A 16,668-nucleotide genomic window follows, 5' to 3' on the forward strand; every position below is an offset into this window, starting at 1 on the left:
TCACTCCTCGGGCTCCAGCGTGAGCCCCTCTTCGGTGGGCTCCGGCTCGTCCAGCCCCGCCAGCTTCGCCAGCCGCTCGTGCGCGGACAGCGGGTGGACGAACGGCACCACCGACTGCGCGTGCTCCCCGGCCGCTTCCGCCGCCAACCGCGCCGTGGGGCTGCCCGTTTCGGACATGCGCAGCAGCTTCTGCCGCGCGTCGTCCTCGTCGTGGCGCGCGGCCTCGCCCTCGCGGGTGAAGAAGACGAAGGCCATGGCCGGGCGCTTGGAGGACTCGCGCATCGCGAACTGCACGCCGTCCAGGTTCCAGCCCTTGCCCGTCCACTCGTTCAGGGTGCGCTCCAGCGCGCCCTCGTCCACCGTGGACAGCTCCACCACTTTGTACTGCAACGGCCCGGGCTCACGGAGGACGGGAGCGCGGCCCTTCCCGGGGCGCTGGCCCGACCGGGAGCGCGGCGCCTTGGACGGCGCGGCGCCACGTCTGGGCGGAGGCTTCTCGGTTCTGCGTCCGGGCCGCTTCTTCTGGGTGGGCATCGTGGTGGGGGCATTTGGGCGCAAGCGGCGGAAGCGATCAAGCCTTCCGCCGATGCCGTGCGCCCGGGTGTCGCCTACAGGAGCTTGGCCGCTTCCAGGGCGTGGTAGGTGATGACCAGGTCGGCGCCGGCGCGCTTGATGGATGTGAGGACCTCCAACATCACGCGCTCGTAGTCCACCCAGCCGTTCTGCCCGGCGGCCTTGAGCATCGCGTACTCGCCGGAGACGTTGTACGCGGCCAGCGGCAGGTCGAAGTTCTCACGCAGCGCGCGGATGACGTCCAGGTACGACAGCGCCGGCTTCACCATGATGAAGTCCGCGCCCTCCTCCACGTCCAGCGCCGTCTCGCGGATGGCCTCGCGCACGTTGCCGGGGTCCATCTGGTAGCCGCGGCGGTCGCCGAACTGGGGCGTGCTCTGCGCGGCCTCGCGGAACGGGCCGTAGAAGCCGGAGGCGTACTTCGCCGAGTACGCCATGATGGGCGTGTCCTGGTGCTTCACCTCGTCCAGCGCCTTGCGGATGGCGCCGATGCGGCCGTCCATCATGTCCGACGGCGCGATGATGTCCGCGCCCGCCTGCGCGCAGGTGACGGCCATCTGGGCCAGCAGCGGCAGCGTGGCGTCGTTGGCCACGTGGTCGCCGTCCAGCACGCCGCAGTGGCCGTGGTCGGTGTACTCGCACAGGCACACGTCCGCGATGACCTGGAGGTCCGGCTCCGCGGCCTTGATCTCCCGGATGGCGCGCTGGACGATGCCGTCCGTCGCGTACGCCTGGGTGCCGCGCGCGTCCTTGTGGTCCGGGATGCCGAAGAGGATGACGGACGGCACGCCCAGCGACTTCGCGAGCTTCGCCTCCTTCACCGCGTGCTCCAGCGAGAAGTTGAAGACGCCCGGCATGGAGGCGATGGGACGGCGCACGTCCCGGCCCTCCACGACGAACAGCGGGTAGATGAAGTCCGTGGGTGAGAGGCGCGTCTCTCTCACCATGTCACGGAGGGCCGCCGAGCGGCGCAGCCTGCGGGGACGGTGGACGGGGTGGGCCATGGGTCGCCGGTATAAACCGCCGGGCCCCGCGCTTCACCCCTTCCGAGCCCTGAATCCGCCTGCTCAGCCGGCGACGGGGCGCCAGGTCAACTGATGGCGGCGCGAATCGCGAGCCATGCGGTCGGCCCGCCGCCCGGCCAGGTCCGCCTCGTACAACGCCCGGGCGTAGCGCACCCGCGCCGCCTCGGTCCCGGTGGTCAGCTCCCGCTCGGCGGCCTCCAGCTCACGGCGCGCGTCCTGAAGCTGCTGCTCGGTCCCGTTTGCCCACGTCATGCCCATGTCTCCTGTGTGGTGTGTCCGCGAGCGTTGGCGTTCAGGTCCCGCGGGTCGCTGACAGGCATTGCAGGGCCTGGACCAGGGACACCGTTGGAACCCCCAGGAGTGCAACGCCCGGGAAAGACGAGGTGTCGCGTCGCGCCACGCGCGCTCCGGGTGCGCAAGGCATTTCCCAGCGGCGCGAACAGGGGAACGCGGAGGGAAGCCCGCATGCACGGCGGGCCGTCCCTCCCCCGGGGGCAGCTCGATTCCATGCGGGTGCAATCATCCGTCCAGCGGGTCGTCTACAGTCATGACCGTGACGACTCCACCTCCCGCGCTCGAAGTGCAGGGCCTGCGAAAAACGTATCGCCGAGCGTTCGGACGCGGCGGCCATGAAGCCCTCCGGGGCATGGACCTCCACGTCCCGGCGGGCAGCGCGTTCGGGCTGATTGGCCCCAACGGCGCGGGCAAGACGACCTTCATCAAGAGCGTGCTCGGCATCGTGCGGCCCACCGCGGGCACGGTGCGGGTGCTGGGCGGGTCGCCGGAGGACCCCGCCATCCGCGCGCGCATCGGCTACCTGCCGGAGCGGCTGCACCTGCCCGGCACGTGGAAGTCGCCCGCGTTCCTGGCCACCGTGGCGCGGCTCAAGGGATTGAAGCCGGACGCGGCCGCGCACGCGAGGCTCCTGGAGCGCGTGGGGCTGGCGGACGCGGTGGACCGGCGCATCGGCGGCTACTCCAAGGGCATGCGGCAGCGGCTGGGGCTGGCGGCGGCGCTGCTGGGAGACCCGGCGCTGCTGGTGCTGGACGAGCCCACGGACGGCATCGACCCCATGGGCCGGCTGGAGGTGCGCCGCATCCTCCAGGAGGAGGTCCAGAAGGGCGTGACGCTGTTCCTCAACTCGCACCTGCTGGCGGAGACGGAGCGCGTGTGCGACCGCGTGGCCATCCTCGCGGACGGGCGCGTGCTGCGCGAAGGAAGGCTGGAGGAGCTGGCGAAGGCGGGGGCCCGCTGGCGCGTGCGCTTCGCGCCCGGCGCGGACCGGGCGGCGCTGGAGGCCGCGGGCTTCATGGCCGTGGCGGATCCGGCGCGGGCAGCAAGGCCGGGCGGTGACGCGAGGGCGGACATGGCGCCCGCGAGCGGTGGCCGGGAGGACGGTGTGTACACGGTGGACGCGGCGGACGTGGCGGTGCTCAACGCGGCGTTGGACAGGGCGCGGGCCTCGGGCGCGCTGCTGATGGAGCTCCGGCGCGAGGGCGCGGACCTGGAGGCGGTGCTCGTGGGCGCCGTCGGCGGCGGGCCGGGGGTGGCGGCGTGAAGAGCCCTGTCTTCGTCATCGCCGGCTACGTGCTGCGCGAGGCGGCGTCGCGCAAGTTCATCATGGCCTTCATGGTGGGGCTCACGCTGGTGCTGGCCACCGTGGCGCTCAGCCTCAAGCTGGAGGTCGTGGACGGCGCGCTCGCGGCGACGCGCCTGTTCGGCGAGGTGATGCGCTCCAACATCATGTCCGTGGACGTGGCGCTGCGGCCCATCTACCGCGCGGCGGCGTACCTGGTGTTCTACGGCGGCATCCTCTTCGGCATCGTCGCGTGCTCGGACTTCGCGCCGGGGCTTTTGTCGCCCGGCCGCATCGAGCACCTGCTCGCCCTGCCCTTGCAGCGCTGGCACCTCTTGGCCGGCACGTTCCTGGGGGTGATGACGCTGGCCCTGGGCGGCACGGTGTACGCCGCGGGCGGGCTGACGCTCATCTTCGGGGTGAAGACGGGGTACTGGACGGCGGGGCCGCTCATCGCCGGGGGCCTGGCGTGCGTGGGGTTCGCGGCGGTGTACGCGGTGATGCTCACCACGGCGACGCTGGTGCGCAGCGCGGCGCTGTGCTCCGCGGCGGGCTTCGTGCTGCTGGTGGGCGGCATCCTCGCGGGCTTCCGCGCGGACGTGTCGCGCTACCTGGAGGCGGGCTTCGGCCGCACGGCGTTCGACGCGGTGACACTGGTGCTGCCCCGGCTGTCCGCGCTGGCGTCGCGCGCGGCGGACCTGGCCAGCTCCACGCCGATGGAGAAGGGTTCGCTGGGCATGCTGCTGGGCGGCGTGCTGGTGTTCGGACTGGGGGCCCTCTCCGTGGGCTTCTGGCACTTCGAGGGAAAGGACTGCTGAACCATGGATTCGCGCGGGCGCAGGAGGGTGTGGCTGGTGGGGGCGCTGCTGTTGTTCGCCGGAGGCGCGGTCCTGATGTTCACGGGCCAGGGCGACAAGCCGGCCGCGGAGGCTCCGGACGTGGAGTTCCCCCGGCGCATGAAGGGCTCGGACCTGGAGCGCGCGGAGAAGCGGCGCACCTGGGTGATGCCCGCCGTGGTGGACGCGGGCGTGGCCGCGCCGATGAAGCCGAGGGATCCGCTGCTCGCGGCGCTGCCCCGGGGCCCGGGGCGCACGGCGGTGGTCATCGAGGCGAACGCGCTGCGCTACTCGCCCGTGGGCGAGCTGCTCATGGACTGCCTGCTGCGTGACGGCGGCAAGAACCTGGAGCAGTTCAAGGCGATGAGCGGCGTGGATCCGCTCCAGGACCTGGACCGGCTGGTCGTCACCGACGAGGGCGTCATCCTCTCCGGCGACTTCAGCAAGGCGAAGTACCAGGAGCTGCTGGGCGAGCGAGTGTCCTCCGACTACGGCGCGGGCGCGCGCGTGTACGAGCCGGGGGACACGACCTTCGCCCTGCCGGACGGCGGCACGCAGCGCGGGCGCATGGACACGTCGGTGGGCACCTGGAACAACCAGATGCTCGTGTTCGGCAAGTCGCCGGACTCCGTGAAGACGGTGCTGGATCGCATGGACGGGCGCGGCCAGGAGGAGGGGCCGCCGCTGCTGGATGAGAACAGCACCTACGGCGAGATGTACGGCGTGCTGGCGGTGGAGACCCTGGCGAAGCTGCTGGGCCCGGGCCAGGAGGAGCTGGCGCGGCGGCTGACGGACGTGGCCCAGAACGTGGAGCTGCACCTGGACACCAGCGGCGACGTGGCCATGGTGGCCAACGTGACGGGCCTGGACGCGGAGAAGATGACGGACCTGGGCAAGTCCCTGGGCGGCGCGCTGTCCATGGCGCGCATGAAGGCGCAGGCGGAGGGCAAGGAGGACCTGGCGCAGCTCCTGGACTTCGCGAAGGTCCGGCCGGACGGCTCGTCCTTCAAGCTGGAGCTGGCCGTTCCGCTGGCCACCCTCCAGGAGCAGCTCGCCTGGTGCCGCGAGGAGCGCCAGGCCGCCGAGCGCGCCAGGTCCACGCCGTAGCGCATCAGGGCGCCGGACGCGCGCCCTTGGCCTTCGCCTGGGGGGGCGCGGGACGCCAGCCCAGCACCACCCGGCCGTACGGCGCGGGCCCCATGTCCAGCCCGCGCACGTTCAGGCTGTCGCGCTCGCGGTCCAGCAGCGCGTAGTCGTTGATCAGGGACACACCCACCGACGAGCTGAGCCACAGGTCCCGGCCCAGGTGGACGTTCACGGTGGGCCCCACGCGGACCTGCGTCTCGCGCAGGTAGGTGGCGTTGAGCGCCTGGAGCTCCGGCGCGAAGCGGGTGCGCAGCACCTGCATGTCCAGCGCGCCCACCAGCCCCAGCTCCACCGTGTCGCCCAGCTTGCGCAGGAGCGTGAGCCGGGGCAGGCCCACCTCCACGACGTACGGGCCCTGCCGGTAGGTCAGGAGCAGCATGGGAATCACCGGCAGCTTGTCGAAGGGCCACAGCGCGACCACGCCGAACATCAGCCCGAGCCCCGGCGTGTCCTCGAACTGGTAGCGGGCCATCGCGAACGCCACCCACGACGTGTCCAGCGCCAGGTCGAACGAGGACCGGAAGTCCGTGCGGGTGCTGGCCGTCACCCCCGTGACGAGCAGCCAGCGCGGCGCCAGCGGGCGGACGGCCGTGAGCCCCAGTTGGACGCGGTGGTACTGCCGATCCACCGCGTCCTCCCGCAGGGCCGGAACGTCCGCGCCCATCCACCGCGTCTCGTAGCCCACCGACGGCAGCAGGTACGTGCGCCCCACGACGAGCAGCGGCAGCGGCACGCGCAGCTCCAGGGCCATCCGCTCCTTGACGTGGACGCCCCCCGCCTCCAGCGAGCCGCCGCCGGAGAGGCCATAGCTCACGTAGAGCCGGTCCGCCTGCGTCTGGGCCCCGGCCGGTGCGCCAACGAGCAGCACCGCCACGGCCCAGCAGCCCAGGACCGGGGCCAGGAGTCGCCATCGCACGGCGCGGCGGAGGTCCACGCGCATCACACCCTGCCTTCGCAAAGACGGGGCGGCCGGTCCCGGCCCCGAGTCCGGCGAGTCTACCCTGCCCCGCTTCACCCGGGGTGACATGAAAGACGTGGGGTGTGTCAGCCCACCATGGCGTTGACTTCGTCCGTGAAGGCCGCGTCCTCGTCCGCGTGGACGACGAGCGGCGGCAGCACGGTGAGGTCCGCCCGGCCGCCCTTCACCGCGTGGAGCAGCACCAGCTTCGCGGGCCGGTCCGCGCGCGGATGCACCATGCGCACCGTGCGCGGCTCCAGTTGCAGCGTGCGCAGCACCGACACCAATTCGCTGAAGCGTGACGCCGGGTACACCATGCACAGCGCGCCCCGGGGCACCAGCAGGTACGCCGCGGCGCGCACCACGTCCGGCAGCTCGCAGGAGATCTCATGCCGCGCGAGCGCCTTCTCCCGGGACAGGTTGCTCTGGCCCGCGGTGCGCGCGCGGTACGGCGGATTGCACAGCACGTGGCCGAAGCTGCTCGCGGGGAACGTCTCCGCCACGTGCCGCAGGTCGCCCTGCACCAGCGTCACCGAGCCCTCGCAGCGGTTGAGGTAGACGTTGCGCTCGGCCAGGGAGAACAGGCCCGGCTGCAGCTCCAGCGCGGTGATGTCCGCCCTCCCGAACCGGCGCGCCAGCACCAGCGGGATGATGCCGCACCCGGTGCCCAGATCGAGCAGCCTGCCCCGGGCCGCCCCCGCCTCGAACACCGCGAAGTGCGCCAGCAGCACGGGGTCCAGCGTGAAGCGGTAGCCCAGCCGGCGCTGGAGCACCTGCACCTCGCCGCCGCAGATGGCGTCGAGCGTCTCCCCCGGGCCGGGCTCCAACCGCAGCCGCACCCGGCGGGGCCAGTCCTGCGCGGTGCCGGTCAGCGCACGCACTCGAGGGGGCCGTCAGACTTCGGGATCCAGGAAGAGCAACCCCGCCGGCACGCGCGGCTCCACGCGCAGGGTGCGCGGAGGCAGCGTGGCCTGGGCCTCCATCACGGCCCGCACCTCCCACACCGGCGGCGGGTTGAGCGCGAAGCCCGCCTGGAACGTGCCGGCCTCCACGCCCGCCACCAGCGCGTCCAGGCCGTGCACCGGGAAGACCTGGGGGTGTCCGGACGCCTCCGGCTCCTGGATGCCCAGCACCGTGCGCAGCACCAGCGTGTTGAGCAGCGCCAGGTCCAGGCTGCGCAGCGTGGGGTTGCGAGGCGCGCCCTTCAGGTGCGCCAGGTCCAGCCCCTGGCGGAAGCGCAGGATGCGGCCCCGCCCGCCCGGCAGCACCAGCAGCACGGCGTGCTGTCCGGGCACCAGCGTGGCCAGCCGCTCGCGCGCCGCGGCCAGCCCCTGCGGCGTGGTGAGGGGCGCGTCCAACTCCGTCACGCGCGCGTACGCGGCCACCAGGGTGAGGAAGGTGTCCTCCTGGAACGTCTCCACGCCCTTCAGGGCACGGTGGATGGGACACAGCTCCAGGCCCGGCTCGGACAGCGGCACCACCGCGGCCAGGCTCCGGCCCTGCTCGCTCAGGGCCGCCAGGGGCCGCATGGGGGCCTCGTCCAGCACCGCCTGCAGGCGCTTGGACACCGGGGACGGCTCGATGCGCAGGAGCGACACCGGGTTGCCGTCGTACTGCCCCTTCCAGACGGAGATGCCGCGCTCGGCGGCCTCCGCCAGCAGGGCCCGGAGGGCGCCGTGGTCATCCGCCACCAGGGTGACGGCGGGCTCCACCTCCCACGCGCGGGGCCGGTACGGGTCCTGCTCCAGCGACGGCACCGCGTCCGGCGTCAGCGCGCACAGGAGGTAGCGCACCGGAGGGCCGGAGAAGCGGCCCGCGGGGCCGTGCAGCTCCACGACGTAGAGGGCGGGGCGCGCGTCCTTCAACAGCCCGCCCGAGTCCCGCATCCGGCGCAGCTCCGCGCTGGGGTTCGCGGACTCCAGCAGGGGCCGCACGTGCGTGGGCAGCGGGGCCGCGTTGCCGCGAGGAGGACCGTCCCCGGGCTCCAGCGAGGAGCCCAGCGAGGTCAGGAGGGCCGAGAACGGGAGGACGCGCGCCATACCGGGGAAAGGTGATGCCGCCCCTCCCCGCGCGCCATGACGCCTGCCCGCCCGGCCTCCAGGCCGTCTACCACCAGACGTTCTTGTACGGCCGGTCCTTGGCGCTGCGCAGGGCGGAGCGGTCCACGCTCTCCTCCCACAGCAGGCTCACGGTGGTGATGGCGCCCGCGGAGCCCAGGAAGGACAGCACGTAGGGGGTGGACTGGTTGAAGCCGCCCAGCACCAGGCCGGAGATGAGCAGCACCGCCGCGCCCACGCCCCCGCCGAAGAGGTCCGCGCGGAGGATCTGCGACGCCGTGGGGTTGTAGCGCATGGTCGCCAGGGCCAGCACGCCCGCGCCCACGCCCGGCGAGATGAGCAGCATGTCCTTCCACGTCTTGCCGGAGATGGCCGTGCCGGAGAAGTGCACGATGGCGAGGAACAGCGCGCTGTACGCCGCCGCCCAGCCCGCGCCGGACGCCACCAGCAGGCCGTCCGAGAGCGGCAACTGCCCGCCGCCGATGCCCGCCGTCAGCCACGCGCCCAGCTCCGCGCCCAGGAACGCGGACCAGGTGAGCACGCCCGGGTCCTGGGTGATGAGGTCCATGAAGCCCGCGAGGAACATGCCGCCAATGCCCGAGTTGAGGATGGTGAAGTTCGCCATGGGCGTGTCCACCCAGTTGTTGAACTGCCACCACGCGGAGGCGCCGAAGCCCAGGCCCGCGCCAATCAGCGTGCCCGCGAGCATGGACTCGCGCGAGCTGCGGTCGAAGTTGAACTCCTTGGAGAACGCCTGCGTGAAGAAGCCGCCCAGCGCGCCCAGGGCCGTGTGGTGCAGCACGAAGCGCATGCTGCCAGGGCCGGACAGGAACGGCCCCCGGCGGCGCTGGCCGTCCAGGAACACGCCGTTGTCCTCCGGCGGCGGGCGGATCCGCGAGGCGGCGGTCGCGGTCTCGTCCCGGAGGGACTCCGGGCGCACCTCCCGCGTGCCCTCCGTCAACGGCGCCTGCGGCTCGGTGCGCAGGCGGTCCGGATCCGGCGGCTGGAGCGGCGCGTCGCTCGCGCGCGGAGGCGCTTCATCCGGGGGCGCGGCCTGCGTGGGCGGCGGCTGCCCATACGCGTCGCCCGCGGGCGTCGCGGGCGAAGGCTCCTCCGCCCGTGGCTCGGCCTGCGAGGACGGCGCCGGGTACATGCCCGGCGCGGGCGGAGGCGGCGGCTGCGGCGCCGGATAGACGCCCGTGCCACCCGCCTGGGCGAGCGCGAGGCCCGGCAACATCAGCGCGACCGCGAGGACGGTGACAGGGAGGTTCCAGGTTCGACGGTGTGACACGCGAGGGGCTCCTTGGGTCCGGCCGTCCGGCAGAAAACCACAACCGGTGCGCCGGTGTTGGTTTTCCGCCGCGTGTCGAAGATTCTCGCGCGCCCATGCCCGAAGGCATCTCGTGGTCCGAACTCGGCGTCGACTCCGCCCGCGTGCAGGCGGTGAACGAGGCCCCCTTTCCCGCAGGTCAGCGCGACTTCGTCCTCTACTGGTGCATGGTGAACCATCGGTGGGAGGAGAACCACGCGCTGGACGCCGCCATCGCGCTGGGCAACCACCTGGGCCTGCCCGTCGTCGTCTACCAGGCCCTCCGCCCGGACTACCCCTATGCGTCGGAGCGGCTCCACGCGTGGGCCCTGGAGGGCATGGCGGACATGGCCCAGGGCTGCGCCGCGCGCGGGCTGCCGTACTGGCTGGAGCTGCCGCGCACGAAGAAGGAGCACAAGCCCCGGCTCGCGAGCCTGGGCCGGCGCGCGGCGGCCGTCGTGTCGGACCTGTTCCCCACGTACATCATCCCGGGCCACCTGCGCGGCGCGGCGAAGGCGCTGCGGGTGCCGCTCATCGCCGTGGACGCGTCCTGCGTGGTGCCCATGCAGCGCATCCCCGCGGCCCAGGTGGGCGCGTACGCGCTGCGCCCCAAGCTGCGCAAGCTGTGGCCGGAGTACCTGGAGCACACGCTGCCCGGGCGCAAGCCCCGCGTGTCGGGCGCGAAGCTCCAGCCGGACTTCGAGCTGTCCGACGCCGTGCAGGCCCGCGCCGCGCTGGACACGTTCGCGCTGGATCATTCCGTGAAGCCGCTCGACGAGCGCGGCGGACGCAGGGCGGGCCTCGAGGCCCTGGACGCGTTCCTCCACGAGCGGCTGGAGGGCTACGACACCGGCCGGAATGATCCGGGCCTGGGCCAGCAGTCCAACCTGTCGCCCTACTTCCACTGGGGGAACCTCTTCCCCGGCGAGGCGGCGCGCGCGGCCATCGCGGCGAAGGGCAAGGACCACCCCGCCGTGCAGTCCTTCCTGGAGGAGCTGCTCGTGCGCCGCGAGCTGGGCTTCAACTACTGCTTCCACACGCCCGGCCCCAGGCAGCTCAGCACGGAGTCCCTGCCCGCCTGGGCGCGCGAGACGCTCTCCCGCCACCGGGAGGATCCGCGCCCGCATCTCTACTCCTTCGAGGAGCTGGAGCAGGGCCGCACCCAGGACGCGCTCTGGAACGCGTCCCAGCGCGAGCTGCGGGAGCGCGGGCGGATCCACAACTACCTGCGCATGCTCTGGGGGAAGAAGATCCTGGAGTGGAGCCCCACGCCGGAGGAGGCGCTGGCCCGCATCGCGCGGCTCAACGACACCTACGCGGTGGACGGGCGCGACCCGGCGAGCGTCTCCAACTTCATGTGGGTCCTGGGGCTGCACGACCGGCCCTTCCAGGAGCGCCCGGTGATGGGGAAGGTCCGGCCCATGAGCTCGCCGCGCACCGCGGAGAAGTTCGACCTGGACCCGTACCTGGAGCGCTGGGGTACCCCGCCCGAGCCACCCGGGGCCACAGCGACAGTGAAGAAGGTTCGCCGGAAGGCGGCCCGCCAGGCCCGCCGGTAGACATCCCCTTGAAGACGGCGGTTCACTTTCCGGCCCGGGGTCACTAAACCGGGCGGACATCCCCTCTTTCCCGGCACCAGGAGTCAGCCATGGGCACGATGAAGTTCGAGGTCCCCCACAACCTTCCCAAGGACGAGGTCAAGAAGCGCGTCGAGCAGCTCCTCCACTACTGGGGCTCGAAGTACGGCGTGAAGTCCGACTGGCAGGGTGACGCGGGCGCGAAGCTCGTCGGCAAGGTGATGGGCATCAACCTGGACGCCAGCTTCGTCATCACGGACAAGGCCATCTCCGGCGAGGGCACCGACCCCGGCATGCTGCTGCGCAACCAGGCCAAGACGTACATCCAGAAGAAGTTCGGCGCGGTGCTGGATCCGTCCAAGAGCCTGGATCAGGTGAAGGGCAACCTGGAGTGACGCTGTCCGCCGTGCGCCGGGCTGGGTGATTCAGCCCGGCTGCTCCTCCAGCGCGGCCAGCGCATAGCGGGCCGCGCGGGAGATGGCCTCCGCGGAGTCGAGCATCTCCGGGTAGTGCCCCGCCAGCGGGCGCTGCGGGTACTTCAACTGCGCGACGGCGTTGCGGTAGCTGCGCCGGGCCGCCTCGAAGTCCTGCGTGCGCTCCTGCACCTGGGCCAGCAGGTAGTGGCCGATGGCCAGCGTGGGCTCCAGGAACAGGGCCTTGGCCAGCTCGGAGCGCGCCTCGGCCAGGCTCCCCGCCTGCATCGCCGCCACCCCACCGAAGACGCGCGCCTCCACGCACAGCGGCTCGCGCTGGAGCGCCTGGCCGAAGGTGTCGCGCGCCTCGTCGATGCGGCCGGTGAGCGAGTACAGGTTGCCCAGCGTCAGCAGCGCGTCCAGGTCCGAGGGCTCGTCCACCAGCAGGCGCTTCACGCCGTCGATGGCGGCGGGGAAGTCCCCCTGCCCCATCTTCCGCACGGCCATGTTCAAGCGCTCCGCGGGCGGCAGGAGCTGCGGCCACGAACCGCTCGGGCGCGCGGGCACGGCCTCCGCCGGGGGCCGGGGCGTGGGCGGCTCCACGCGCACCGCCGCGAAGGTCCCGGTCGTCGCGGGCCGGCGCGGAGGCTCCCCGGGACGGGGCGGCTCCAGCTTGATGGCGGGGAACTCCCCGGTGCGCGTGGGCTCCGGCCGCACCGCGGGGAACTCCCCCGTGCGCGCCGGCTCCGGACGGAGGGCGGGGAACTCCCCGGTGCGGCGGCCCGCCAGCGCGCCCAGCGCGGGCAGCTCCAGCGTGGGCCTGCGCACGGGCGCGTCCGGAGCCTTCACACCGGCGACGTCACCCACGCCCGCCGTGCGCAGCCGCGTCGCGGTCTCCGCGCTGGCCTGCATCCGCTGGCGCAGCTCCACGGCGAAGGACTCCGGGCTGCCCGGCCGGAGCTCCGTCGCCAGGGGCGCCAGCGGCGGCGGCGGACGCGGGCGCTCGCCCAGGGGGCGCCGGTACACGAACGCGCCGTCCACTTCGATCATCTCGAAGCGGTCGTAGACCTTGAAGAGGCTCTCCGAGTACCCCAGGAAGAGCAGCCCGCCCGGCCGCAGCGCCGCGAGGAAGCGGTCCATCAGCCCGCGGATGGTGGGCAGGTCGAAGTAGATGATGACGTTGCGGCAGAGGATGAGGTCCAGCGACGCGGGCGCCACCTTGTCGAACACCGGCGCGGCCAGGTTCTGGCCATCGAAGCGGATGTACTCGCGCAGGATGGGGGACGCCTCGTAGCCGTCCTCCACGGGCCGGAAGAAGCGCTTGAGCCGCTCCGGGCCAATGGCCATCGCGCGGCGCGTGGAGAAGCGCCCCTGCCGCGCGGCCTCCACCGCGGCCAGGTTCAGGTCGGTGGCCCACAGGTCCACCTCCACCGCGAGCGCCCCCAGCTCCGCCATCACCAGCGCCAGGCTGTAGGGCTCCTCGCCCGTGGCGCAGCCGGCGGACCAGATGGACACCTTGCGCATCTCGCGCCGGGCTCGCGCGAGCAGCTCCGGCAGCACGCTCCCCTCCAGCGCGCGGAACTGCTTCGCGTCGCGGAAGAACTCCGTGTGCCCCACCGTCACCAGCGGCAGCAGCGCGCGCAGCTCCTCCTCGCCGCTCGCGCTCATCAGCTTCTGCAGGTACTTCTCCGGGTCGCTCAGCCCCAGCGCGGGCATGCGCGTGGACAGGGCGAGCCGCAGGCTGTGGTAGCCGTCCAGGGTGATCTTCAGCCCCGCGCGCTCCAGGAGGAGCGCGGACAACTGCTGGAGCACCTTGTTGCCCACGTTCAGCACGCGTCCACCCACTGCACGAGCGTCGGCGCGATGACGTCCAGCGGCAGCACCTGCTGCGCCGCGCCCAGGAGCACGGCCTCGCGGGGCATGCCGTAGACGACGCACGTGGCCTCGTCCTGCGCGATGGTGCGCCCGCCGCGCTCGCGAATCTCCTTCAACCCCCTGGCGCCGTCTCGGCCCATACCCGTCAGGATGACGCCAATGCACCTCTTGCCGAAAGACTCCCCGGCCGAAGTGAGCAGCATGTCACACGAGGGCCGGAAGCCCCGCAGGGCAGGTCCTGTATCCAGTTCCAGACGGCCGTCCGGCTTCACCAGCAGATGTCCTCCCGAAGGGGCGATGTACACCGTGCCCGGCTCCATCCACGCGTCGTGCGTCGCCTCGACGACGCGCAGCGCCGTCTCCGTGGACAGCCAGTGCGCCAGGCCCTCCGTGAAGCCCTGGCTGATGTGTTGACAGTAGGCGATGGGCGCGGGGAAGCCCCGCGGAATCATCCGCAGCACGGACGCGACGGCTTTCGGCCCGCCCAGCGAGGCGGCCAGCGCGACCAGGGGGAACGGCGCGGTGGGCCCCTCCTGCGCCGGCTGCCGGGCCCTGGGCGAGGAGGGCGGCGAGCGCACCCCCTTCACCTGCGCCAGCATCACCAGCTTGCGGTTCACCGCGTGCCAGAAGTCCGGCCCCGGGGTCATCGGCCGGTCCATCACGTCCAGCGCGCCCAGGGCCAGCGCCTGGAACGCCTGCTGGCCGGTGAGCACGCCCGGGTGCAGCGCGAGGATGGGCGTGGGGCGCTGGGCCATGACGCGCTCGATGGCGCCCAGCGCCTCCGAGGACACCAGGTCCACCAGCAGCACGTCCGGGAAGTGCCTGCGCACCACCGCCTCCGCGCCCGCGAAGTCCGCCTCCGGCGGGCCCACGGCGACCAGCGACTCGCCGTCGAAGAGCCCGCGCACCAGCGCGCGCAGGCCCCGCCCCACCAGGAGGACCCGGAACGCCAGTCCCGTCACCGCCGTGCCGCCGCCCACCAGAGGCTCCTCAGGTCAGCCGATCGATGGACTGCGCCAGGATCTCCACCCCCAGCTCGCCCTTCACCAGGTACGCATCCGCGCCCGCATCCAGGCCGCGCCGCTTGTCCTCCGGCGACGCGAGCGACGACAGGATGATGACCGGGATGCGCGCCACGGCGGGCGTGCCCTTCAGCCGCCGCGTGAGGGAGAAGCCGTCCAGCTTCGGCATCTGCACGTCCGTGAGGATGAGATCGTACGTGTTCGTCTGCACCTTCGCGTACGCCTCCTCACCGTCCTGCGCCTCCTCCACGGAGTGGCCCAGCGCCTTGACGAGCGCGCCCTCCGTCGCGCGGGCGATGGGCGAGTCGTCCACCAGCAGCACGCGCAGCCGGCGGCTGGCGGGCGCCTGGGTGACGGGGCGGGCCATGCGGCGCACCTCCGTCATGATGTCCGGCACGTGCAGCAGCACCGCGATGCGCCCGTCCTCCAGCGCCGCCGTGCCCGCGATGAACGGCGCGCCCTTGAGGAACTCGCCGCCGCAGGGCTTCACCGCCACCTCTCGCTCGTCCACGAAGCCGTCCACCACCAGCGCGGCGTAGTCGTCGCCGTGGCGCACCACCACCGCGGGGGGCTTGTCGAAGCGGTTGCCGCCGTTGAGGCCCAACAGCGGCCCCAGCGCCACGAGCGCCGTGGGCTTGCCCCGGTGCCGCACCGCCAGCGTGCCGAACACCTCCATGCGGTCATCCGGCTTGATGCGCATGACGGCCACCACGTCCGCGGCGGGCATGCCGTAGACGTCGTCGCCCAGGCGCACCAGCAGCACCTTCATGAGGGCCAGCGACTGAGGCAGGCGCAGCGTGATGGTGGTGCCGCGGCCCTGGCGGCTCTGCACGCCCACGGACCCGCCCAGCGTCTCCACCTTGCGCTTCACCACGTCCATGCCCACGCCGCGGCCGGACAGCTCGCTGACCTGCTCGCGGGTGGAGAAGCCGGGACGGAAGATGAGCTCGATGGCCTCGCGCTCCGACAGCGCGGCGGCCTGCACCGGCGACAGCAGGCGCTTGTTGATGGCCACCTGCTTGAGCCGCTCGGTGTCCATGCCGCGGCCGTCGTCCTCCACCTCGATGTGGAGCATGTCGCCGTCCACGCGCACCCGGATGCGGATGCGGCCCGTGGCGGGCTTGCCCATCTGCTGGCGGAAGTCCGCCGACTCCAGGCCGTGGTCCACCGCGTTGCGCAACAGGTGCACCAGCGCGTCACGCACGTCCGCCAGCATGGACCTGTCCACGCCGATGTCGGCGTTCTCGATGATCAGGTCCACTTCCTTGTTCTGCGTCTTCGCGATGTCGCGCACCGCGCGAGGGAACGCGTCGAACACGGTGGACAGCGGCACCAGGCGCGCCTCGGCCACGTGGTCCGCCAACTGGGCCAGGTTGCCGTGCAGCGTGTTGATGCCGTCCCCGTTGCGGCGCACGAAGCGGAACGCGTCGTCGCGCAGCATGTGCAGGTCCGCCTCCGCGCGCTCCAGCTCCGCGCGGATGGCGTCCGGGACGTCCACGTCCTCGGAGATGCGCAGGAAGCGGTCGCCCAGGCGGCTGAAGCGCTCGAAGAGCTGCGCCGTCTCCGTGCTGCGGAGCCGGCCGCGCGCGCTCTCCACCAGCAGGTCGCCGGCGAGCAGGCCCAGCGAGTCCAGCACCTCCACGTTCACGCGGATGCTGCGGTCCGCGATGGTGTTGCTCTTCGCGGCGCTGGGCGCCTCCTCCTCCTTCGCGGCCGGGGCCACGACGGGGACGGGCTCCGCCACGCGGGACGGGGCCTGCGGAGCCACCGGCGCCTGGGCCACGACGGGCGCGGCGACAGGCGGAGCCACCGGCGCCTGCACCGCGGGCTTGGGCGGCGCGGCGGGCGGAGGCTGCGCGGCGGGCTTGCGCACCGGGCCCAGGGCGGGCACGGGGTGGCCGGACACCTCCGACAGGGCCTTCACCATCTCCTCGGTGGCGGACGTGCCGGTGTGGGCCGCGTCCAGGTCCTCCAGGAGGTCCGACAGCACGTCGCAGGCACGGAGCATCACGTCCGTGGCCGTCTCCGTGGCCGTCTTGCCTTCGCGCTCGGCGCGCAGGACGTCCTCGGCGGCGTGCGCGAGCTGCCCGATGGCGGCCAGGCCCAACATGCGGGCCTCGCCCTTCATCGTGTGCAGTTCGCGCGCGACGTCGTCCGCGGCCTGCTCCGCGGTCTCCTTCTCCAGGTCGATGACTCCCAGTTGGATCTTCTGGAGTCGGTCGGCCGTGACCTCCTGGAACTTCTTCAGGAGGGATTTCTTGAGGGCCTCGGTGTCCATGGGTCGCGGGCGTCAGGGCGCTC

Annotated in this window: 15 protein-coding genes; 5 read left to right on the forward strand and 10 right to left on the reverse strand. The window is 72.7% G+C overall.

What is annotated here, in order from left to right; genetic code table 11:
* The 3 genes from K8556_RS12680 to K8556_RS12690 all read right to left on the reverse strand — a co-directional run bounded on the left by K8556_RS12680 (window position 1) and on the right by K8556_RS12690 (window position 1,850).
* On the reverse strand, window positions 1–390 hold the full coding sequence (locus K8556_RS12680; RefSeq protein ID WP_223740311.1) for a hypothetical protein: 390 nt from the start codon (window positions 388–390) through the stop codon (window positions 1–3).
* Between the two features lie 218 nt (window positions 391–608).
* Complete coding sequence (gene hemB / locus K8556_RS12685; protein WP_223740312.1) at window positions 609–1,577, reverse strand: porphobilinogen synthase; 969 nt, start codon at window positions 1,575–1,577, stop codon at window positions 609–611.
* Between the two features lie 63 nt (window positions 1,578–1,640).
* On the reverse strand, window positions 1,641–1,850 hold the full coding sequence (locus tag K8556_RS12690) for a hypothetical protein (RefSeq protein WP_223740313.1): 210 nt from the start codon (window positions 1,848–1,850) through the stop codon (window positions 1,641–1,643).
* Window positions 1,851–2,145: 295 nt separating this feature from the next.
* Between K8556_RS12690 and K8556_RS12695 the strand changes: the two genes are divergently transcribed.
* The 3 genes from K8556_RS12695 (at window position 2,146) to K8556_RS12705 (ending at window position 5,117) form a co-directional block, all read left to right on the forward strand.
* Entirely contained in the window at window positions 2,146–3,156 is a 1,011-nt protein-coding gene (locus K8556_RS12695) for an ABC transporter ATP-binding protein (RefSeq protein WP_223740314.1), read from the forward strand.
* 62 nt (window positions 3,157–3,218) lie between these two features.
* Window positions 3,219–3,992, forward strand: coding sequence for a hypothetical protein (locus tag K8556_RS12700; protein WP_223740512.1), 774 nt, complete (start codon window positions 3,219–3,221; stop codon window positions 3,990–3,992).
* 3 nt (window positions 3,993–3,995) lie between these two features.
* Window positions 3,996–5,117, forward strand: coding sequence for a hypothetical protein (locus tag K8556_RS12705; RefSeq protein WP_223740315.1), 1,122 nt, complete (start codon window positions 3,996–3,998; stop codon window positions 5,115–5,117).
* Window positions 5,118–5,121: 4 nt separating this feature from the next.
* On the opposite strand, the gene K8556_RS12710 is transcribed toward K8556_RS12705, so the two are convergent.
* The 4 genes from K8556_RS12710 to K8556_RS12725 form a co-directional block, all read right to left on the reverse strand.
* Window positions 5,122–6,072, reverse strand: coding sequence for a DUF6268 family outer membrane beta-barrel protein (locus tag K8556_RS12710; protein ID WP_223740316.1), 951 nt, complete (start codon window positions 6,070–6,072; stop codon window positions 5,122–5,124).
* Window positions 6,073–6,200: 128 nt separating this feature from the next.
* The gene (locus K8556_RS12715; RefSeq protein ID WP_223740317.1) at window positions 6,201–6,995 is read right to left on the reverse strand and encodes a tRNA1(Val) (adenine(37)-N6)-methyltransferase; all 795 of its coding nucleotides are present in this window, start codon (window positions 6,993–6,995) and stop codon (window positions 6,201–6,203) included.
* 12 nt (window positions 6,996–7,007) lie between these two features.
* Window positions 7,008–8,153, reverse strand: coding sequence for a DUF1015 family protein (locus K8556_RS12720; RefSeq protein ID WP_223740318.1), 1,146 nt, complete (start codon window positions 8,151–8,153; stop codon window positions 7,008–7,010).
* A 67-nt stretch (window positions 8,154–8,220) separates the two neighbouring features.
* A complete protein-coding gene (locus K8556_RS12725) occupies window positions 8,221–9,462 on the reverse strand; it encodes a hypothetical protein (RefSeq protein WP_223740319.1) in 1,242 nt (413 codons plus the stop codon).
* Window positions 9,463–9,557: 95 nt separating this feature from the next.
* Here K8556_RS12725 and K8556_RS12730 point away from each other — a divergent pair, with 95 nt between their 5' ends.
* Together K8556_RS12730 and K8556_RS12735 are read left to right on the forward strand one after the other, a co-directional pair.
* Complete coding sequence (locus K8556_RS12730) at window positions 9,558–11,039, forward strand: deoxyribodipyrimidine photo-lyase (protein ID WP_223740320.1); 1,482 nt, start codon at window positions 9,558–9,560, stop codon at window positions 11,037–11,039.
* An 89-nt stretch (window positions 11,040–11,128) separates the two neighbouring features.
* Window positions 11,129–11,452: a polyhydroxyalkanoic acid system family protein gene (locus tag K8556_RS12735; RefSeq protein WP_223740321.1), complete on the forward strand. Its 324-nt coding sequence runs from the start codon at window positions 11,129–11,131 to the stop codon at window positions 11,450–11,452.
* A gap of 30 nt (window positions 11,453–11,482) precedes the next feature.
* Here the strand turns inward: K8556_RS12735 and K8556_RS12740 are convergent, their stop codons facing one another.
* The 3 genes from K8556_RS12740 to K8556_RS12750 are packed head-to-tail and all read right to left on the reverse strand — an operon-like array spanning window position 11,483 to window position 16,645.
* Window positions 11,483–13,303 carry a CheR family methyltransferase gene (locus K8556_RS12740; protein WP_223740322.1) on the reverse strand — a complete coding sequence of 607 codons (1,821 nt, stop codon included), beginning with the start codon at window positions 13,301–13,303 and terminating at the stop codon, window positions 11,483–11,485.
* Window positions 13,297–14,298 (reverse strand): chemotaxis protein CheB, encoded by a 1,002-nt coding sequence (locus K8556_RS12745; protein ID WP_223740513.1) that lies wholly within the window; start codon window positions 14,296–14,298, stop codon window positions 13,297–13,299. Before K8556_RS12745 ends, K8556_RS12740 begins: the two co-directional genes overlap by 7 nt.
* A 37-nt stretch (window positions 14,299–14,335) precedes the next feature.
* Complete coding sequence (locus K8556_RS12750; protein WP_223740323.1) at window positions 14,336–16,645, reverse strand: hybrid sensor histidine kinase/response regulator; 2,310 nt, start codon at window positions 16,643–16,645, stop codon at window positions 14,336–14,338.
* Window positions 16,646–16,668: the final 23 nt, after the last annotated feature.

Source organism: Corallococcus sp. AS-1-12 (genome assembly GCF_020036995.1).
GTDB lineage: Bacteria > Myxococcota > Myxococcia > Myxococcales > Myxococcaceae > Corallococcus.